General features: G+C 63.6%; 12 protein-coding genes. 4 read left to right on the plus strand and 8 right to left on the minus strand.

Going from position 1 to position 21176, the window contains the following annotated elements; all coding sequences use genetic code 11:
- Window positions 1-42: 42 nt before the first annotated feature.
- The 6 genes from BAU06_RS11165 to BAU06_RS11190 form a co-directional block, all read right to left on the minus strand.
- Complete coding sequence (locus tag BAU06_RS11165; protein ID WP_066348892.1) at window positions 43-294, minus strand: GlsB/YeaQ/YmgE family stress response membrane protein; 252 nt, start codon at window positions 292-294, stop codon at window positions 43-45.
- A 114-nt stretch (window positions 295-408) separates the two neighbouring features.
- Complete coding sequence (locus tag BAU06_RS11170) at window positions 409-1074, minus strand: SCO family protein (protein WP_082988151.1); 666 nt, start codon at window positions 1072-1074, stop codon at window positions 409-411.
- Between the two features lie 4 nt (window positions 1075-1078).
- On the minus strand, window positions 1079-3142 hold the full coding sequence (locus tag BAU06_RS11175) for a M3 family metallopeptidase (RefSeq protein ID WP_066348894.1): 2064 nt from the start codon (window positions 3140-3142) through the stop codon (window positions 1079-1081).
- Window positions 3143-3919: 777 nt separating this feature from the next.
- Complete coding sequence (gene folD, locus BAU06_RS11180; RefSeq protein ID WP_066348895.1) at window positions 3920-4768, minus strand: bifunctional methylenetetrahydrofolate dehydrogenase/methenyltetrahydrofolate cyclohydrolase FolD; 849 nt, start codon at window positions 4766-4768, stop codon at window positions 3920-3922.
- Window positions 4765-5391, minus strand: coding sequence for a response regulator transcription factor (locus BAU06_RS11185; RefSeq protein ID WP_066348896.1), 627 nt, complete (start codon window positions 5389-5391; stop codon window positions 4765-4767). The genes folD and BAU06_RS11185 overlap by 4 nt, the downstream gene beginning before the upstream one ends.
- Window positions 5388-7142 carry a PAS domain-containing sensor histidine kinase gene (locus tag BAU06_RS11190; protein ID WP_066348899.1) on the minus strand — a complete coding sequence of 585 codons (1755 nt, stop codon included), beginning with the start codon at window positions 7140-7142 and terminating at the stop codon, window positions 5388-5390. The genes BAU06_RS11185 and BAU06_RS11190 overlap by 4 nt, the downstream gene beginning before the upstream one ends.
- 261 nt (window positions 7143-7403) lie before the next feature.
- Between BAU06_RS11190 and aceE the strand changes: the two genes are divergently transcribed.
- The 4 genes from aceE to BAU06_RS11210 all read left to right on the plus strand — a co-directional run bounded on the left by aceE (window position 7404) and on the right by BAU06_RS11210 (window position 14851).
- Window positions 7404-10112: a pyruvate dehydrogenase (acetyl-transferring), homodimeric type gene (gene aceE / locus BAU06_RS11195; RefSeq protein WP_066348901.1), complete on the plus strand. Its 2709-nt coding sequence runs from the start codon at window positions 7404-7406 to the stop codon at window positions 10110-10112.
- 12 nt (window positions 10113-10124) lie between these two features.
- The gene (gene aceF / locus BAU06_RS11200) at window positions 10125-11795 is read left to right on the plus strand and encodes a dihydrolipoyllysine-residue acetyltransferase (protein ID WP_066348904.1); all 1671 of its coding nucleotides are present in this window, start codon (window positions 10125-10127) and stop codon (window positions 11793-11795) included.
- A gap of 12 nt (window positions 11796-11807) precedes the next feature.
- A complete protein-coding gene (gene lpdA / locus BAU06_RS11205; RefSeq protein WP_066348915.1) occupies window positions 11808-13649 on the plus strand; it encodes a dihydrolipoyl dehydrogenase in 1842 nt (613 codons plus the stop codon).
- A 314-nt stretch (window positions 13650-13963) separates the two neighbouring features.
- Window positions 13964-14851 (plus strand): methionyl-tRNA formyltransferase, encoded by an 888-nt coding sequence (locus BAU06_RS11210; protein WP_231934049.1) that lies wholly within the window; start codon window positions 13964-13966, stop codon window positions 14849-14851.
- Between the two features lie 84 nt (window positions 14852-14935).
- Here the strand turns inward: BAU06_RS11210 and rffA are convergent, their stop codons facing one another.
- Entirely contained in the window at window positions 14936-16108 is a 1173-nt protein-coding gene (gene rffA, locus BAU06_RS11215) for a dTDP-4-amino-4,6-dideoxygalactose transaminase (RefSeq protein ID WP_066348920.1), read from the minus strand.
- Window positions 16109-16139: 31 nt separating this feature from the next.
- Window positions 16140-21038, minus strand: coding sequence for a TDP-N-acetylfucosamine:lipid II N-acetylfucosaminyltransferase family protein (locus BAU06_RS11220; RefSeq protein ID WP_066348923.1), 4899 nt, complete (start codon window positions 21036-21038; stop codon window positions 16140-16142).
- Between the last annotated feature and the right edge of the window lie 138 nt (window positions 21039-21176).

Consider the following 21176-nt stretch of genomic DNA (forward strand, 5'->3'; position numbering starts at 1 on the left):
AGGCCCTGAGGGGCCCCGGCCAGGACCTGGCGCGGCAGCGGTCTAGGCGCGGCGTCGCGTGAACATGCCCACCACGAACAATACGATGATCGCGCCGATGACCGAGGCGATCCACCCGGCCGGTTCTCCCGCGGCATACCAGCCCAGCGTCCGTCCCAGGAACCCGGCGACCACGGCGCCGACGATGCCCAGAATCGTCGTCAGGATGATGCCCATGGATTGGTCGCCCGGCATGAGCGCACGTGCGATCAGCCCGACGATGAAACCCACGATGATCATGATGATGATGTCCATACGTGCTCCTTCCGTTTCGATACGCGTTCAAAGGGAAACCGCAACACGGGCATGATAGCGGCGGCCGCAAGCGGCGATCGTGCACGTCATGTAACAACAAATTGCCCTGTTGTTTTATTGCCGCGCCGGGCCGATCAGCTTCCGCAGTGCATCAACGATCTGGTCGGTAGAGCTGCTGTCGGACAGCAGCAGGCGTGCTTCGCCGTCTCGGTCGAACACATACACGCCGCGGCTGTGCGTCACGTTATAGCTGTCGGGATCGGCGCCGGGCCTGGGCTTGTCGATCTGGTACGAGACGCGATATCGCCGGGCGACATCGGCGATCTGCCGCTCGCTGCCGGTCAGCCCGATGGCATTGCTGTTGAACGCGTTCACATAAGCTTGCAATCCGTCCGGCGTATCGCGATGCGGGTCCACGCTGACGAACAGGATGCGCACCTCGGCGGCATCCTGGCCCAGTCGGTTCATCACATCGGCCAGTTGCGCCATGGTGGTCGGGCAGACGTCGGGGCAACTGGCGTAGCCGAAGAACAGCAATACCGTCTTGCCTTTGACGTCGTCCTGGCTGACGGTATGCCCCTGTGCGCCGGACAGTGTGAATTTCAGATCGGGCAGGTGGCCGTGGATGTCGTAGACCGCCGGCTGGGTCGCGGCATGGGCGGCGGCGCCCAGCAGGACGGCCGCGGCGGCGAAAAGCCGCAGGAGCCCGGCCCGCAATGCCGGGAGCCAGGACAGCGCCGGGCGCGGGTTGAGCGATCGCTGCGAGGCAAGGGCGCGCATGGCATTACTCCTGCAGGGCAGTCATGCCGCTGTGTCGCAGCAAGGCGTCGATGCGCGGTTCCCGGCCACGGAAGGCCTTGAAGGAGTCCGCGGCGGGACGGGCGCCCCCGACCGCCAGGATCTCGCGCCGGAAGCGTGCGCCGGTGGCGGCGTCCAAGGTGCCCTGTTCGCCGCCTTGGGCCGCTTCCTCGAACGCCTCGTAGGCGTCGGCCGACAGGACTTCCGCCCACTTGTAGCTGTAGTACCCGGCGCCGTAGCCCCCGGCGAAAAGGTGGGAGAAACTGTGCGGCATGCGATGCCAGGCCGGCGGAATCAGTACCGCGACTTCGCGGCGGACTTCGCCCAGCAGGTCCAGCACCGATTGAATGCTGCCGCCCTCGGGCCGGTCGTGCAGCAGCATGTCGAACAGCGCGAACTCGATCTGCCGTACGGTCTGCATCCCGCTCTGGAAGTTGCGCGCCGCCTTCAGCTTGTCGTACAGCGCGCGCGGCAGCGGCTCGCCGGTGTCCACGTGGGCGGACAGGCGCTGGACCACCGGCCATTCCCAGCAGAAGTTTTCCATGAACTGCGAGGGCAGTTCGATGGCGTCCCATTCCACGCTGGCGAAGGCCGCGGCGCCAGGTTCGTCGACTTCAGAGAGCAGGGCATGCAGGGCATGGCCGGTTTCGTGAAAGAGGGTGATGACATCATCGTGCGTGAGCAGCGCGGCCTTGCCGCCGTTCGGACGCGAGAAGTTGCAGGTCAGATAGGCGACAGGCGTGTGCAAGGTGCCGGCGGCCAGACGGCGGCTGCGCTCGCTGTCGACCCAGGCGCCGCCTTGCTTGCCGGCGCGCGCGTAGAGGTCCAGGTACAAATAGCCGACGAGTTCTCCATCGGGACGTTCGACGCGCACGCCACGCACGTCCGCATGCCAGGCCGAGACGGGAAATTCCCGCAGGCGTACGGTGAAGAGGGTTTCGATGACTTCGAATAGGCCGGCCAGGACGCGTGGCTCGGTGAAATACTGCTTGATCTCGTCTTCGGAGTAGGCGTAGCGGGCCTCGCGCATGCGTTCGGAGGCATAGGGGATGTCCCAGGGCTGGAGGTCGTCCATGCCGAGTTCCCGGTGCGCGTAGTCGCGCAGTTGGGCAAGGTCGCGCTCGGCATAGGGCCGCGCACGGGCGGCCAGGTCGCGCAGGAAGGCGACGACTTGTTCGGCGCTGCGCGCCATGCGGGTTTGCAGGCGCAGTTCGGCAAAATTGCGGAAGCCGAGCAGGCGCGATTCTTCGGCGCGCAGGGCGAGGAGTTCTTCGATCAGCGGGGAGTTGTCGAAGTTGCCGTCACCCTGTTCGGAGGCCACGGTGCCATAGGCCCGGTACAAGGTTTCGCGCAGGGCGCGATCGCGGGCGTACTGCATGACGGGCAGATAGCACGGCATCTTCAGCGTCAGTTTCCAGCCGTCCTTGCCGTCGGCTTCGGCGGCCTGGCGCGCGGCCTGCAGGACATCGGCCGGGATGCCGTCCAGGCGGGCCGGGTCTTCGATGAGCAGGGACCAGGCGTCGATGGCGTCGAGGACGTTTTCGGAGAATTTCTGTGAAGTCTGGGCTTCGCGGTCGGAGATTTCGGCGTAGCGCTCGCGGTCGGCGCCCTGGAGTTCGACGCCGCTGAGGCGGAAGTCGCGCAGGGCGAGGTCGATGACGCGTTGCCGCACCGGGCTCCACGAGGCGAAGGCAGGGCTGGCGCGCAGGCGCTGGTATTGCTTGTACAGGCCTTCGTGCAGGCCGACCCAGGTGGAAAATTCCGTGACCTTGGGAAGGGCGGCGTTATAGGCTTCGCGCAGTTCGGGGGTGTTGACGACGGCGTTCAGGTGGCCTGCCACGGACCAGGCGCGCCACAGGCGTTCCGAGCTGGAATCCAGGGGTTCGATGACGGCTTCCCATGTGGCGGGCAGGGTCGGATCGGCGGCGCGGTCTACCGCTTGCCTGGCGGCGTCCAGGAGGGTGTCCATCGCGGGCACGATGTGCCCGGGTTTGATGGCGGCGTAGTCCACCAGGTCTTCGACGGGGGCGAGTAGGGGGTTGGCGCTCATGTTGTGGCTCGGGGTGGGGCTGAGAATGATGCAGTTTAGATGGAGACGGGGGGTGGGGGTTGCAAGGGTGGGAGGTATTTGGCGCGGGATTGCGGGGTGGGGGGCTTCGGTGCTATTTGCCGTTTTGGGTGCTGTTGGCGGTTTTGGGTGCTGTTGACGGTTTCGGGTGCTGTTGGCTGTTTCGGGTTCTATTGGCGTCCGCCGGGGGTGGTGCCTGTCCCGGCCGGCCCGGTCGGGCGGTCCGGGGCCCGGGCCCCGGACACCGCGTCGCTCGTCTCGTCCGCCGGGCGTTCAAGGGGGTGGTTCTGGTTGATGGTGTCCGCGCCACGGCTCCCTTCGACGTCCGCTCGCTCGCCCTCCGACGGGCCGTCCGGGACAGGCACCACCCCCGGCGGACTCCGACGTGCAGAAGGGGCGATCGCTGGGACGGGTGGGGTGCGTAGGCTTCGTGGGGGCGGGCGGTGTGGGGGTGGGGGATGTGCGGTGCCCGGCCTGCCTGGCTCCCCTGCGGAGCCAGGCAGGCCTTACGCGCGTGTGTGTGGGGCGAGATTGATGCGTGTGTGTGGGGCGAGGTCGGCGCGCGTATGTGGGGCGAGGTTGACGCGTGTGTGTGGGGCGAGGTTGATGCGGGTGTCTGGGGTGAGGCTGATGCGGGGGGGGGGGGGGGGGGGGGCGCGTGTGTCTCGATGCGCGGGGGCTCGGGGGATGGGGGGGGGGGGTGTTGCGGCGTGGCCCGGGGGGAGCCGGGCCATCGGTTTGTGCCATGTTGGCGGGACGTCAGCGCAGGCGTTCGGCGGCTTCGACGGTGTTGACGAGCAGCATGGCGATGGTCATGGGGCCGACGCCGCCGGGGACGGGGGTGATGGCGCCGGCGACGTGGACGGCGCTGTCGAAGTCGACGTCGCCGCGCAGCTTGCCGTCTTCGCCGCGGTTGATGCCGACGTCGATGACGACGGCGCCGGGCTTGATCATGTCGCCCTTGACGATGCCCGGCTTGCCGGTGGCCACGACCAGGACGTCGGCGCGGCGGGTGTGCGCGGCCAGGTCGCGCGTCTTGGAATTGCAGAGGGTGACCGTGGCGCCGGCGGCGAGCAGGAGCATGGCCATCGGCTTGCCGACGATGTTGCTGGCGCCGACGATGACGGCTTCGGCGCCGCGCAGGGCCACGCCTTCGGCTTCCAGCATTTTCATGACGCCGTAGGGGGTGCAGGGGCGGAACAGGGGCTGGCCCGTCATGAGCAGGCCGGCGTTGCTGATATGGAAGCCGTCCACGTCTTTCTCGGGCGCGATGGCCTCGATGACCTTGTGGGCGTCCATGTGCGCGGGCAGCGGCAGCTGCACCAGGATGCCATGGATGGTGGGATCGCCGTTGAGCACCGCGATGCGCTGCAGCAGTTCCGCTTCGCTCATGGTGGCGGGATACTGCTCTTTGACGGAGTGCAGGCCGGCTTTTTCGCAGGCCAGGACTTTGTTGCGGACATAGACTTGCGAGGCCGGGTTGTCGCCGACCAGGACGACGGCCAGGCCGGGTCGTACCCCTTGTTTCGCCAGTTCGGCCACGCGGTGCGCGACGTCGTCGCGGATGCGCTGGGACAGCGCCGAACCATCGATGATGCGTGCGGTCATGCGTGTGCCTCGGGTTTGGCCAAGGCGACCTTCATCAGGTCGGCCACGGTCGTGACTTCCAGTTTTTCCATGATGTTGGCGCGGTGCGCTTCCACGGTTTTGATGCTGATGCCCAGGTCGTCGGCGATCTGCTTGTTCAGGCGGCCGGCGACGATGCGCTCCAGGACCTGCTGTTCGCGCGCCGTCAGGCGGGCGAGCATGGCTTCGTGGTCGCGCTGCGCCTGGAATTTGGAGACGCGCTGGGTGGCCTGTTCCAGCATGCGCGCGACGATTTCCCGCAGGTCCGATTCGTTGAAGGGTTTTTCCAGGAAGTCGATCGCGCCTTTCTTCATGGTGGTGACGGCCATGGGCACGTCGCCATGGCCGGTGATGAAGACGATGGGCAGCGGCGCCTTGCGGGCGATGAGTTGTTCCTGCAGCTCCAGGCCGCTCATGCCGGGCATGCGGACGTCGGCGATCAGTACGCCGACCTGGTTGGGGTCGTAGTCTTCCAGAAAGCTTTCCGCGCTGCTGTAGGCGCGCACACGATAGCCGTTGGCTTCCAGCAGCCAGCGCAGCGAATCGCGTACCGCTTCGTCATCGTCGACGATGAATACCGTGCTGGACGGATTGGGGGTGTTCATGCGTGAAGCTCCTCGGACTGGTCGTTCTGCGACTGCGCTTGTGGCGCCGCGCAAGGCAGGGTGAAGCGGAAGATCGTGCCGCCCGCGGGATTGGGGTCCGCCCAGAGGCGGCCGTGGTGCGACTCGATAATGGTACGGCAGATATTCAGCCCCATGCCCAGGCCCTGGGCCTTGGTGCTGAAAAACGGTTCGAAGAGCCTTTCCGGATCGGCCAGGCCGTGGCCGCGGTCGACCACCGCCACTTCGATGTGCTGTTCGTGCAGGATGACCGCGACCTTGAGTTCGTCGGACTCGCTGTTCTCCATGGCCTCCAGGCCGTTTTTCAGCAGATTCAGCAAGACCTGTTCGATGAGGATGGGGTCGGCCAGCACGTCGGGCGCGTTGGACGGCACGAAGCGCTCGATGCGGATGCGGCGCTTGCGCGCATCGATTTCGGCGAAGCCGATGGCATTGTCGACAATGCCGGCGATGGAAACGCGCTGGCGGCGCGGTTCGCTGCGTTTCACGAATTCACGGATGCGGCTGATGATCTTGCCGGCGCGTTCGGCCTGGGCCGCGGCCTTTTCCAGGGCCGGCAGCAGCATGCGCGGATTGGTATGGCCCGCCTTGACGAGGGCGACCGCCCCCATGCTGTAGTTGCTGATGGCCGTCAGCGGCTGGTTCAGCTCGTGGGCCAGGGACGACGCCATTTCGCCCATGGTGGTAAGGCGGCTGGTGAGCTGGATCTTTTCCTGCTGGATGCGGGAGGCTTCTTCGTGCTGCCGGCGCTCGGTGATGTCGCGCGCGACCTGCAGGCGTACGCGGCGGCCATCGGTCCAGGCCAGCATGCGGTGGTGGACTTCGAACCAGCGCTGCACGGACGGGGCGAAGACCTCGACGGATTCGTCGGTGAAGCGGCCGCGGCGGCCCGCCAGGAGTTCATCGTGGCCGCCGGTCTGGGCGCCGAACACGCGGCGGTAGGTGCGGTTGGCGAAGAGCAGTTCCAGGCCGTCGTGCGTGTCGGCGGTGACGGAGATGGCATCGTCCAGGCCTTCCAGCACGGTCATGAAGCGTTCATGCGCGGCGGTCAGGGCCTCGCGGATGCGCTTGGGCTCGGTGATGTCGGTCATCGACGTCATCCAGCCGATCTGGTTGCCGTTGGGATCCAGCAGGGGCGAGACGTACATGCGCGCGGTGAAGCGCGAGCCGTCGCGCCGCTGGGCTTCTACTTCCAGGCCGCTGCTGGGCGTCTTGCCGGAGAGCAGGATGTCCAGCGTGTGCTGGTGCTGCTCGTGGCGGCCCGGCACCCAGTAGGGGAAGGGCGGGCTGCGGCCGAGCAGGTCGGCCTCGTTCCAGCCGATCATGCGGCAGAATGCGGGGTTGACGTAGGCGATGCGGCCTTCCATGTCGAGCACGCGCATGCCGGTGGACATGGAGTTCTCCATCGCCCGCCGGAAGCCGGTTTCGGCGATGAGCGCGGCCTCGGCGTGCGAGCGGAAGCGCGTGTAGCGCCACAGCATGAGCAGGCTGATGACGATCACGCAGGACAGCGCCAGCACGATCCACAGCAGGCGCTGCTGCCGCATCTCCTGGTCGATGGTGACGAACATGACGCTGTCGTCGTGGATGCGCTGCAGCCAGAAGAACACGCCCATCACACATATATAGAGTATGAGCACGACGACGGGCGTCAGCCAATACAGGCCCCGCCGGCGTAGTCGGGCATGGTCGTGGAACGGCGTTGGAATATTCGACTTTGGTGCGCTGGCCATGGCTATGTCGCAGGAACTTCGCGCATTTTAGTCGCTTGTTTCGAATGGCGATGTTTTCATATTATGAAATGCCGTACCGCAACATGAAATTTCTCTTGCGTGCGGGTAATCTTGTTTCCTAGAATGCGCCGCATAAGCTGCCCTGGACTAGCCACCTGTCGCGGGAACGTGGGATAGGACCGGTTTCTGCGGGCGTTTTCGTATGCCCATCGCGCCGGCACAGGCGCACGGCTATAACCCTCTCTGCTCTGGAGACACACGATGTCCTCTAACGCCCTGGCTGGCGCCTACACGGCTGCCAATGACGAAGACACCCTGGAAACCCAGGAGTGGCTCGAAGCGCTGGCGGCGGTGCTCGACCGCGAAGGTCCGGAACGTGCCCACTATCTGCTGGAACGCCTGATCGACGAGGCCCGCCGGTCCGGTGCGCATATCCCGTATTCGCCCAACACCGCTTATGTGAACACGATACCTCCGGGACTGGAGCCGGCGCATCCCGGCAACCTGGAGCTGGAATCGCGCATCCGCGCCTATGTGCGCTGGAACGCCATGGCCATGGTGGTGCGGGCCAACCGCCATTCGCCTCCGGACGGCGGCGACCTGGGCGGCCACATCGCCTCGTTCGCCTCGCTGGCCACCATGATAGGCACCGGCCAGAATCACTTCTGGCACGCGGAAAGCGAAGGGCATGGCGGCGACCTGGTGTACTTCCAGGGCCACTCGTCGCCCGGCGTGTACGCCCGCGCCTTCCTGGAAGGCCGCTTGACGGAAGAACAATTGAACCACTTCCGCCAGGAAGTGGACGGCAAGGGCCTGTCGTCGTATCCGCATCCCAAGCTGATGCCGGAATTCTGGCAGTTCCCCACCGTGTCGATGGGCCTGGGTCCCATCACGGCCATCTATCAGGCGCGCTTCCTGAAATACCTGCACGCGCGCGGCCTGGCCAATACCGCCAACCGCAAGGTCTGGGTCTTCTGCGGCGACGGCGAGATGGACGAGCCGGAATCGCTGGGCGCGATCGCCCTGGCGGCGCGCGAGAAGCTGGATAACCTGATTTTCGTCATCAACTGCAATCTGCAGCGCCTGGACGGCCCGGTGCGCGGCAATGGCAAGATCATCCAGGAACTGGAAGGCGACTTCCGCGGCAGCGGCTGGAACGTGATCAAGCTGATCTGGGGCGGCTACTGGGATCCGCTGCTGGCCCACGACAAGGAAGGCATCCTGCGCCGCGTGATGGAGGAAACCGTCGACGGCGAATACCAGGCCTACAAGGCCAACGACGGCAAGTTCGTGCGCGAGAAGTTCTTCGGCAAGCACCCCAAGCTGCTGGAAATGGTCGCCCGCATGAGCGACGAGGACGTCTGGCGCCTGAACCGCGGCGGCCACGACCCGCACAAGGTGTACGCGGCATTCGAGGCGGCCTCCAACCACAAGGGCCAGCCCACCGTCATCCTGGCCAAGACCATCAAGGGCTACGGCATGGGCCAGGTCGGCCAGGCCAAGAACCCCACCCACCAGCAGAAGAAGCTGGACATCGCCGCGGTGCGCGAGTTCCGCGACCGCTTCGGCATCCCCATCCCGGACGACAAGCTGGAAGAACTGCCGTTCTTCAAGCCGGCCGAGGATTCGCCGGAAATGAAATACCTGCACGAACGCCGCAAGGCGCTGGGCGGCTACCTGCCCAAGCGCCGCGTCAAGGCGGACGAGCAGCTGAAGGCGCCCGCGCTGGAGGCCTTCAAGCCCGTGCTGGAGCCCACCGCGGAAGGCCGCGAGATCTCCACCACGCAAGCCTTCGTGCGTTCGCTGAACCAGATCCTGCGCGACAAGGAACTGGCGCCGCGCGTCGTGCCCATCCTGGCCGACGAATCGCGTACCTTCGGCATGGAAGGCCTGTTCCGCCAGATCGGCATCTATGCGCCGGAAGGGCAGAAGTACACCCCGGTCGATAAGGACCAGGTGATGTACTACAAGGAAGCGGCCGATGGCCAGCTGCTGCAGGAAGGCATCAACGAAGCGGGCGCGATGAGCTCCTGGATCGCCGCGGCCACGTCGTATTCGACGAATAACCGCATCATGGTGCCGTTCTACGTGTACTACTCGATGTTCGGTTTCCAGCGCATCGGCGACCTGGCCTGGCTGGCCGGCGACATGCAGGCGCGCGGCTTCCTGATCGGCGGCACGGCGGGCCGCACCACGCTGAACGGCGAAGGCCTGCAGCACGAGGACGGCCACAGCCACCTGATGGCGGCCACCATCCCGAACTGCCTGCCCTACGACCCGACCTACGCGCATGAAGTGGCGGTCATCATCCAGGACGGCCTGCGCCGCATGGTGCAGAACCAGGAGAACGTCTACTACTACCTGACCGTGATGAACGAGAACTACCCGCACCCGGGGCTGAAGCCGGGCGACGAGGAAGGCATCGTGCGCGGCATGTACAAGCTCAAGACGGTGGGCAAGGGCAAGCAGCACGTGCAGCTGATGGGCTCCGGCACCATCCTGCGCGAGGTCGAAGCGGCCGCGGCGCTGCTGGATTCGGACTGGGGCGTTTCCTCCGACGTGTGGAGCGTGACCAGCTTCACGCTGCTGCGCCGCGAGGGCCAGGACGTCGATCGCCACAACCTGCTGCATCCGGACGCGAAGAAGCCGCAAGTCGCCTACGTGACCCAGCAGCTGGAGAAGACCGCCGGCCCGATCATCGCATCGACCGACTACATGAAGCTGTACGCCGACCAGATCCGTCCGTTCATCCCCAAGGGCCGCGAGTACCGCGTACTGGGCACGGATGGTTTCGGCCGTTCCGATTTCCGCTACAAACTGCGCGAGCATTTCGAGGTCGACCGCCACTTCGTCGTGGTGGCTGCCCTGAAGGCGCTTGCGGACGAAGGCGCCGTGCCGGCTGCCAAGGTGGCCGAGGCCATCAAGAAGTACGGCATCAATCCCGAAAAAGCCAACCCGCAATACGCCTGAGGCCCGAACGACATGAGCAATACGGTGGAAATCAAGGTTCCTGACATCGGCGACTTCAAGGAGGTCGAGGTCATCGAAGTGCTGGTGGCCGCTGGCGACACGATCAAGGCCGAGCAGAGCCTGATCACGGTGGAGTCGGACAAGGCCTCGATGGAAATTCCGTCCTCGCAGGGCGGCGTGGTCAAGTCGGTCAAGGTGAAGGTGGGCGACAAGGTGTCCGAGGGCACCGTCCTGCTGGAACTGGAAGCCGACGCCGCCGCACAGGCACCCGCCGCCGCGCCGGCCAGGCAGGAAGAAAAACCCGCGGCCAAGGCCGAGGCGGCCGCGCAACCCCAGGCGCAGGCGGCCGTGCAAGCGCCCGCCGCGGCACAGGGCGGTGGCGAGGCCGTCATCGAAGTGCCGGATATCGGCGACTTCAAGGATGTGGAAGTCATCGAGGTCATGGTCGCGGTCGGCGACACGATCAAGGCCGAGCAAAGCCTGATCACGGTGGAGTCGGACAAGGCCTCGATGGAAATCCCCTCGTCGCAGGGCGGCGTGGTGAAGGAAATCCGCGTCAAGGTCGGCGACAAGGTGTCCAAGGGCACGCCGCTGATCGTGGTGCAAGCCGGCGGCGAGTCCGCGGCCCCGGCGTCCGCCCCGGCGGCCGCGCCGCCCGCGGCGCCGGCTCCGGCAAAAGCCGAGGCCGCCGCGCCCGCGCAAACGCCCGCCGCGCGCCCCGCGCCCGCGGCGGCGCTGCCCGAGGCGGAGCTCAAGCCCGGCCAGCTGCCGCATGCCTCGCCCTCGGTGCGCAAGTTCGCGCGCGAGCTGGGCGTGGACTTGACGCGGGTGCAGGGCAGCGGCGCCAAGGGCCGCATCACCCAGGACGACGTGCGCAACTTCGTCAAGCAGGCCCTGGCCGGCGGCGCCCCGGCGGCGGCCGGCGCGGCGGCCGGCGGCAATGTGGGCGGGCTCAATGTGCTGGCCTGGCCGCAGATCGACTTCGCCAAGTTCGGTCCGATCGAAGCCAAGCCGCTGTCGCGCATCAAGAAGATCTCGGGCGCGAACCTGCATCGCAACTGGGTCATGATCCCGCACGTCACCAACAACGACGAAGCGGACATCACCGACCTGGAAGCGCTGCGCGTGACCTTGAACAAGGAAAACGAGAAATCCGGCATCAAGGTGACTATGCTGGCCTTCCTGATCAAGGCGGTGGTCGCGGCGCTGAAGAAGTACCCCGAGTTCAATGCCTCGCTGGACGGCGACAACCTGGTGCTGAAGCAGTACTACCACATCGGCTTCGCCGCCGACACGCCCAACGGCCTCGTGGTGCCCGTGATCCGCGATGCCGACAGGAAAGGCATCCTGGACCTGGCCAAGGAAACCTCCGACATGGCCAAGAAGGCCCGCGACGGCAAGCTGTCGCCGGCCGAAATGCAGGGCGGCTGCTTCTCGATTTCCTCGCTGGGCGGTATCGGCGGCACCCACTTCACGCCTATCATCAACGCGCCCGAAGTCGCCATCCTGGGCGTGTCGCGCTCCGAGTTCAAGCCGGTATGGGACGGCAAGCAGTTCGTGCCGCGCCTGAAGCTGCCGCTGTCGCTGTCCTATGACCATCGCGTCATCGACGGCGCGGCCGCCGCCCGCTTCAACGCCTATCTGGGCGCCTTGCTGGCCGACTTCCGCCGCATCGCGCTGTAATCGGGGATCGACATGAGCAATACGGTGGAAATCAAGGTACCCGATATCGGCGACTTCAAGGAGGTCGAGGTCATCGAAGTGCTGGTGGCCGCTGGCGACACGATCAAGGCCGAGCAAAGCCTGATCACGGTGGAGTCGGACAAGGCCTCGATGGAAATCCCGTCCTCGCAGGGCGGGGTGGTCAAGTCGGTCAAGGTGAAGGTAGGCGACAAGGTGTCCGAAGGCACCGTCGTGCTGGACCTGGAGCCCGCCGAAGGCGGCGCCGCGCAGGCCGCGCCGGCTCCCGCCGCGGACCAGGCCGCCCCCGCGCCGGCGGCCGGCAAGGCGAAAGCGCAAGCCCCGGCCACGGAAAAAGCCCCGCCGCCCCCGGCGGCGGGCGCCGTGCAAGCGGGCGCCGTGCAAGCGGCTGCCCCCGCAGCCGCCACGTATTCAGGCAACGTCGACATCGAGTGCGACATGCTGGTGCTGGGCGCCGGCCCCGGCGGCTATTCCGCCGCCTTCCGCGCAGCGGACCTGGGCATGAAGACGGTGCTGGTCGAGCGTTATTCGACGCTGGGCGGCGTGTGCCTGAACGTCGGCTGCATTCCCTCCAAGGCCCTGCTGCACGTGGCCGCGGTCATGGAAGAAGCCAAGGCGCTGGCGGACCATGGCATCTCCTTCGGCGAACCCAGGATCGACCTGGACAAGCTGCGCAGCTTCAAGGACAGCGTGGTCGGCAAGCTGACCGGCGGCCTGGCCGGCATGGCCAAGATGCGCAAGGTGACGGTGGTGACCGGCGTGGGCGAGTTCGCCGACCCCTACCACATGACGGTCCAGGCCGCCGATGGCAAGACGCAGACGGTGCGCTTCAAGCAAGCGATCATCGCCGCCGGCAGCCAGGCGGTGCGCCTGCCCTTCATGCCGGACGATGAACGCGTGGTGGATTCCACCGGCGCGCTCCTGCTGCGCAGCATCCCCAAGAAGATGCTGATCGTCGGCGGCGGCATCATCGGCCTGGAAATGGGCACGGTGTACTCGACGCTGGGCGCGCGCCTGGACGTGGTCGAGATGCTGGACGGCCTGATGCAGGGCGCGGACCGCGACATGGTCAAGGTGTGGCAGAAGATGAATGCGCCGCGCTTCGACAACATCATGCTGAAGACCAAGACGGTGGCCGCGGAAGCGCGCAAGGACGGCATCTACGTCACCTTCGAGGGCGAAGGCGCGCCCAAGGAACCGCAGCGCTACGACCTGGTCCTGCAAGCCGTGGGCCGCTCGCCCAACGGCAAGAAGATCGGCGCCGACAAGGCGGGCATCGCGGTCACGGACCGGGGCTATATCCCCGTGGACAAGCAGATGCGCACGAACGTGCCGCACATCTTCGCGATCGGCGACATCGTCGGCAATCCCATGCTGGCGCACAAGGCGGTGCACGAAGGCCATGTGGCGGCCGAGGCCGCCGCCGGCGAGAAGTCTTTCTTCGATGCGCGCGTGATTCCCGCCGTCGCCTACACGGACCCGGAAGTGGCCTGGGTGGGCCTGACGGAGGACGATGCCAAGAAGCAGGGCATCAAGGTCGAGAAGGGAGTGTTCCCCTGGGCCGCTTCCGGCCGCGCCATCGCCAATGGGCGCGACGAGGGCTTCACGAAGCTGATCTTCGATGCGGACAACCACCGCATCCTGGGCGGCGGGATAGTGGGGACCCACGCGGGCGACCTGATCAGCGAGCTGGCCTTGGCCGTGGAGATGGGCGCGGACGTCGTGGACATCGCCAAGACCATCCATCCGCATCCCACCCTGGGCGAATCCGTCGGCATGGCGGCGGAAGTGGCCGAGGGCGTCTGCACGGATTTGCCGCCGGTGAAGAAGAAGTAAGAAGTACGAGCTAAACGAGCTGGTGACGGGCCACTATCCCCGTTACCAGCTCAGCGGGATGCCCGGCGACCGAAACATGCCGCGAAATCCTGCTTCGCGTTTTACTGCGCCTTCGTTTCTCGTCAAAGGCTAGAATTTCTACTGAGTCGCGTAGGCGCCCGCGGTCTGGCTGCGTTGTGTGCGTTTTTCATCCACGATGCAGGTTGGTCGTGTTGCTACAGCAAACGGGACAGCGCAGCCTTTGGGGCGCGATAGGCCGTCATGCGGCCTGCGAGCACTGCCTTCTCGAATCAATCGTCCTGTAGATATAAACCGTGACAAAGCAAAGTACTCTTACCCTATTCGTCATGACTGAGAAGGGCCTCGAATTCACGAAACAGGCCGTTTCTAAGTTCAGAGATATCATAAGCCAAGTCGTGATCGGCCAGGACGCTTCGGTGATCAATGATTACTCTGCCGAAATTGTAGCTGTCTGCGAGGAGGCCGGGGTCAGGCATTCGTTTCGACAGGACTTTCCAGGAGTGGAAAGTGAGTACGTAATTGCCATTTCATGGAGATGGATGATTAATCACCCTGCGGAGAAGCTAATCGTCTTCCACGACTCACTTCTACCTAGATATCGGGGATTCGCCCCCCTGGTCAGCGCATTGATCAATGGTGATACGACCATTGGCGTATCAGCCCTGTTCGGCGCGAGTGAGTACGACCGAGGTGACATCCTCCATCAAAGCGCACTCGAGGTTGCGTACCCGATCACCATCGCGGAGGCCATTACCTCGCTTACTCAGTGCTATTTGAGTTTGGGACTGAAAGTGCTGGAAGCGCTGGCATCGGGTGAGCCCCTCCACGCCTCCCGGCAGGACGAGACACAGGCAACCTACAGCCTGTGGAGAGATGACGACGACTATCGTATTGACTGGTCTCTACCCGCGTCGAAGATACGGCGGTTCGTAGATGCTGTCGGATACCCTTATAAAGGAGCGCTTTGTTATGTCGACACTTGCGCCGCCCGCGTCATTGAAGCCGAAGAAGTGCCCGATGTTCATATCGAAAATCGGGTCGCGGGAAAGGTCATCTTTATAGATGACGGCCGTCCAGTAGTGGTGTGCGGACAAGGATTGCTGAGGATCCTGCGATGCGTCGCTGACGACTCGGGGACGAGCGTGCTCCCCTTGCCGAAATTCAGGGTTCGCTTCTCCTAACGTACTGTTTCGGCGGCGAGAACGGCTGGCAAGCCCCTCGGGTGTGCTGTGTTAGTCAGGGTACTTCTGGCTGATGGTTCTCGGTTATGTCGCGCTCACGAACATCCGTGAATGGGCTGCGTTCGTGATAGACCTTTGTAATCTCTCCACTACGAAGTCCTGCTGCGTCGCCGTCATGTCAAGCCATAGCGGAAGCCTGATTAGGCGGTCCGCCAGTTGTTCGGTGTGATGTAGGGCCCCCTGGGTGCGGCCGTATCGCCTGCCTGCGGGTGATGAGTGCAGGGGGACATAATGAAAAACAACCGACACGCCGACTTGTTTCATTTCCCGAAGGACCGCTTCGCGATCTACCTCCTCGCCAAGCAACACATAATACATATGGGCATTGTGCCCACAATGGGGCGGCACTATCGGTCTACGCATTAAGCCTTGACTTTCCAATCCTTGTAGCGCCATGTGATACCGATTCCACATTTCTATCCGGGCGCGCGTGATCGCTTCGGCTTGTTCCATCTGCGCCCAAAGAAACGCGGCGATCAATTCTCCGGGTAGGAAAGATGAGCCCACTTCCTGCCAGGTGTACTTGTCGACTTCACCACGAAAGAACCGACTCCGGTCCGTACCCTTCTCTCGTATGATCTCGGCGCGTACGGCCAATCCGGGATCATTCACTAGCAGTGCACCGCCCTCTCCGGAGATTATGTTTTTGGTTTCATGGAAGCTTAGAGCACCGAGATCGCCGAATGTCCCGAGAGGGCGACCTTTGTAGGTCGACATGATGGCCTGGGCCGCGTCTTCGACAACACGTATCGAATGTCTCGCAGCAACGGTCAGTATCTTTTCCATGTTGCACGCTACGCCCGCATAATGGACAGGCACAATGACGCGCGTACGCTCGGTTATCGCCTCCTCCAGCAGGTCTTCGTCAAGGTTCAGGGTGTCTGGCCTGACGTCGACAAATACCGGGACTGCACCGCGTAATACGAAGGCGTTGGCAGTTGATACAAAAGTGTAGGAGGGCATGATGATTTCATCACCGGCCTCTATGTCGAGCAGGAGCGCTGCGAGTTCTAGCGCTGCGGTGCATGAATGCGTCAGCAAGGCCTTGTACGCCCCAGTCTGCGACTCCAGCCACGCGTGGCAACGTTTAGTGAACTGACCGTCTCCCGCGAGTTGGCGATTGAAGCCAGCTTCCGCTATGTAAGTCAGCTCTTTTCCCGTCCGGTAGGGCGAGTTGAACGGTATTTTGTTTGTCATGCCATCCCTGCACAATGTGGATGCGGTCTGTTTATTTGTGAGGCAAAGCCGTTGCAGCATTGAATTGCTTCTTCAGCATTTCTCGGGTGGCTTCTATGCCGTGAGCATTCAGTAGCCGCTCCTGCTGCACCTTTAGCGATTTTCCAGTTGGCGCACGAAGGTCGCTCATCGCCTTGCACGCGACAAAGTGCTCATAGTCAATTGCTTGTGCACCTACTTGGTCGACCAACATTTCCCATGACGGGTTCTTGCGGGGTAAACCATTGAACGATATCGTTCGGCGCAATATGGTCTTGTTGCCGAAGAACAAAGAGGCGCGTAAGTTGCCTATCGCTTGCTGGCGATGATGGGCAGTGATAAGACATTCGGCTCGGGCTAATTCGACGAAGTATTCCTCAGGCGCGAGGAATTTGGTCAGGAGCCGAGCCTTTAGCCGTCCCTCAAAGCTCTCTAGTTTTTCCTTCAGTAGCTGGTAATAGGGTGCCGGGCAGTTGTAGCCCAGAGGCATCACGATCTCGTACGTCTCGATGTCCGATTTCCGGGCCAGGATATCCAGAATTTCGGCGTGCATGTTGCCGGGGTCGCCACTATTGCCGACGAAGATCGTTTTGGACTTCTTTGGTGGAATCGGTATTGAACGGAAGTCTTGGCTGGCCGGATATGTAAAATCCAGTCGCGGCCGTTCACCGTAGGTCTCACAGAATAGCCGATAGTCACCGTCTAGTACCGTTGCAACCGCGCTAATGTGCTGGACCACATCATGCATGGGCTTGCCTTCGCGTATAGGGCCGTATAGATCCCCGCCCCAAATCACCCATACAACCTTTTTGCGCCCGGCCAGATTGAGTACAAACTCTTTCTGCCAAGGAAAGAATAGTCCATGAAGATATACGGCCTCGACATCTCCCTCGAGCGCGGTGTTCAGCAGGCGCTGCATGTCGTTCGCGCCGTCGAAAAACTCCGCATATGAAATATCCGCAATATCGTTGTCATAGCCCGGTATCGACCGGTGCTTCTCAATATAAATCTGATGGTCGAACGTCTCATGCATTGACCGTTCCTCCATCAGAGTAATGAGCTTTTGGGTATGAATATTGTTGTAACAAAGGTGCATGAACCGCTTCTTGCCGTTTGCGCTTGCTGTGCCGGCTGAGCGCCGTGCGCTCTCTTGCGGTTGCGTGTTGTTTAGCGCCAGTATTTTTTGCGCGAGGTCTACACTGCCATAGGCGGTATGCAGAATGGTTGCCATCTTGCTACGCTGCTCCGGCGTGAGAGCTTCCAGCGTATTGATGTCGCGGATATAGACGGCGTCGGCGGTGGTGAGTTGGTTCAAGCCCTGGTGTATCTGTCCTCTCAACACGTATGGTGCATACAAGCGGCGCCGCTCTTCAAGCAGCGTATGCAGCATGAACCCATGTGCCCGCATCCACTGATCGATTTCGGCGAAGAGCGGCTGGTCCTCGTACAGCTGTATGAAATTCACTTCGGTCTGAATGACCAGCGTGTCCCGGAGCTTACTTTCGCCGTTCTTGAAGACCGCGAGCTCGCCGCCTTGTATGTCGATTTTGAGCCAGTCGATTGTGCCGACTTCCGCTATATCATCCAGGCGGCGGGTTCGGACCCGCGCTTCGCGCAGGATCTTTGCCCATACCGGGTAACCCTGGAACTGATTTAGAACTTTGAAATTCGGGCGCAGAGTAGACGTCATGCCTGGGGCATGGCAAAGGTATAACGTAACCTCGTCTCCGGACCCGACGGCATGAGGAAGATAAGTCTCGAATGCGCTCTTGTGCTTATTGAGCTTGCGCAAGGCGGCTTCCTGCGGCTCGAAACCCACGAGGTCGATCTTGCCGGCTTGCAGTAGGCTTTTGTAAGGCGGGTCGCCGTCGATGGGATTTGCGCCGATATCGACCACCTGTATCCGGTCCGAAACCGGCTTGACGGACGCAGGCTCGGTCGTCGGCGCCGCTGCAGCTGCACCGGGCGGATAAGTCCGCGGTACCGGCCGTTCGGTCGTGGAAGGGGAAATGACGACTGCTGAAGCTTCGGGACGATATTCCAATCGTCCGGTTGGCTGCGCGTATTCTGCGGACGGGGACGCTGCGATGGTCGGCACCCCGTCGTCGAGCCAACCGTTGGCACGCAGATAACGTGTGGCCATGTCAATATTGACGCTGTGAAGCACCTTGTAAGCGGCATCCTGGAGTCCGTACGCGGAATGGAGGATAAACGCGAGCTTCACTGCCTCATTCGCGTCCAACGTTCGCATGCGATTCTCGTCCGGTACGAAAATGGCGTTCGCACCGATCAGTTGAGAACCGTAATGGCCGCGCATTCGGCCCTCCTGCGGGAAGAAGGTGTCATATGTTGCATCGGACACGCGCAGCAGCCGCATGCCGCTGTGCGCTAGGCGCGCGGCAATATCGGACAGGCTGGGCTGCCTGTCGAACACATCGATGAAGAACACTCCTACTTGCACCACCAGGGCCCGGGACAGCAGCCGTTCGGCGCCTTCCAGGATCTTCATGTTGTCGTGCGTTGGGTTGAGCGTCAGCCATTCGACCCTGTCCAGTCCGTCGACATTGTCCAGGCGATTGGTGGCGATCGGCACCCGTGCGAGTACGGTGGCCCGCTGTCGCAAGACCGGCGATTGAACGGCGAGCGGGGCTAAAGTGCCGCTCAGCTTTGCGTCCAGGCAGGCATTCAGTTGCGTTGGATTGCCGTCGCCAAGGGCCACGTGGGATAGGTAGTGGTCCAGTTGACCGCCTTGTACCAAGGCGGCGCCGTCGTGCAGTTGCGCCGTGGGGTCGATCAGGATCGTCTGCAGTGCCCGATGGCCGCTGAGCGACTCGAACATTGCCCCTCCGACAAGGGCAAGGCCATGGTCCAGCGTGACGATGCGCCCCTGGAACGTAAACTCGAACGTCTCGTCGGCGCGGCCGGCCGTCCTCGCGGGGGGCTCAAGGGGCGGGTGGACGAGTGCCATGGGCCTGTCCTCGTCTTCGAACCGGGGTTGTCCGTCGGCAGTGAAAGTCAGCGCGGCAGGGCTTTTGCCCTCGCAGTACCGCTGCCACACCGCCCGCAGGGCGTTCGCCAAGTGGCGTGCGTAGCGGGACGCGTCGCAAACCGGTGATGCCCGCAATACGCGGCGCAGGTTCGCGCGTATAGTGGCCAGGGCCTGCAAGTCCCCGGCGAGGTCCAGCACCCTGGCTCTGTACTGGTCCCAATCCTGCACGACCAGCTCGGGCATGCCAGCATTGACCAGGTGTGTCGCCGAATGTCGGCCCGCGAAAGTGGGACCTGGGAGCGTTACCACCGGCACTCCCATCAGAAGGGCCTCGCAGGTGGTCAGCCCCCCTGAATAGGGCCACGGATCCAGCGCAATGTCGATCTGGTTGTAGCACTGCAGCAGCTCGTGATGGACGGACTGCCCTTCCAGGCGTACCCGCTGCGGATCGATGCCATGCCTTTCGAGGATACCGACCACGCGCTGGCGCAGTTCCGCGCTGCCGTATGCGCCACCCTTCAGATACAGTCGCGACCCTGGTATGGCGTTCATCAGGGCCGCCCAATGGCTCAACACCACTTCATTGACCTTCGCGGGGTTATTGAAGCAGCCAAAAGTTATATGGCCATTCGTCAACGCGGGTAGGGGGCCGACCTCCGGCGCGTCGTCGGGTGGTAGGTAGCAGATATAGTCGTCAGGCATGCGGACGAGCTTTTCGGTATAGAAGTCGTCGCTTCCCGGAGGCGATTCGACGCAGTCCGTCAGCAGGTAATCAATCGCCTCCACGCCAGTGGTATTGATCAGCCCCCCTACCCACTTCATCAGGATAGGGGCGGGCTGCAGCGTCATAGTCCGTATGCGATTGCCCGCATTATGGCCCGCAAGGTCCATCAGGATATCGATGCCATCTTCCCTGATACGACGTGCCAGTTCCTCGTCGCGGATATTCGAGATCGATGTCCACCGCGTTGCGATCGCTTGCAGCCGCTGTGTGATCTTGTCCACGCGGTTGTTGGTCGTGTATAGGTACAGCTCGAAGCCCAGCTCGGCCAGATTTTCGAGCGCCGATGTGGTCATCGCGCCGACCGGGTGCTGGCGGAAGCCGTCGGAGAACATGCCCACGCGCAGCTTGCGTCCGGGCGACAGGTCGGCGGGGACGGGGCGCTGGACAGGCACTGCCGGAGCGAACCGCCGTGCCCACTCCTTGCAGCCTTCCAGAATGTCCAGCGGGCTGCGATCGGGCATGTAGTGCATGATCGTCAGCCAGTTCGATAGCGGCACGGGATCGGTCCGGGTCAGCGAGGCCGCCTTGCGGTAGCAGCGCTCCGCGTCCTCCAGCTGCCCCATGCCCCGCTTGATATTGCCCAGGTCGTTCCAGTGCGTGGCATCCTTTTCGGGGTCGCCGCTGTCGGTCTCGACCAGCTTCTCGGACAGGGCCGTCGCTTCCTCCATGCGGAACAGGCGGGTCAGCAGCTGCACCTTGAGGACCAGCGCGGGGGCATGGCCGGGCTTCTTCTCCAGCGTGCGGTCGATGTGGCGCAGGGCGGATTCGTTCCTGCTGCTCATGTAGTAGATCGTCGCGATCCCCTGGTGGGCGTCGGGGTCGTCCGGCTGCAGTTCCAGCGCGCGCTCGAAGTGCGCCTGGGCGCTGTCCTGCAGGCTCTGGGACAGGTCGATATAGCCAAGCATCACCCAGGGCTGGGCGTCGGCGGGATCGGCGTCCGCGGCCTTGCGCAGCGTGGCGCGCGCCTCGTCGAACTTGCCTTCGGTGCGCTGGCGCTGGCCCAGCTCCTTGAGTTCCCGCGCCGTGGCGGCCGCCTTGGATCTGCCGGCACGCGGGGCCCGGTCTTTTTTGTCGGCGGATGCCGGCGAGCGCCGGCCGGGGTTCAAAAGGGAAGATTTCGCCATCTCGCGCAGCCGCATAGAACAATGATCCGGGGAAGCTTACCCGTGGACCCATGCAGGCAATTGGCCGTTGAACGCGTGAAATCCCCGTCAGTTCCCGCCACAATGAAAAAACCCCCGGCCGGGGCCGGGGGTCTTGAACGGACACGCCTTGCG

The organism is Bordetella bronchialis, from assembly GCF_001676705.1.
Classification (GTDB): Bacteria; Pseudomonadota; Gammaproteobacteria; order Burkholderiales; family Burkholderiaceae_B; genus Bordetella_C; species Bordetella_C bronchialis.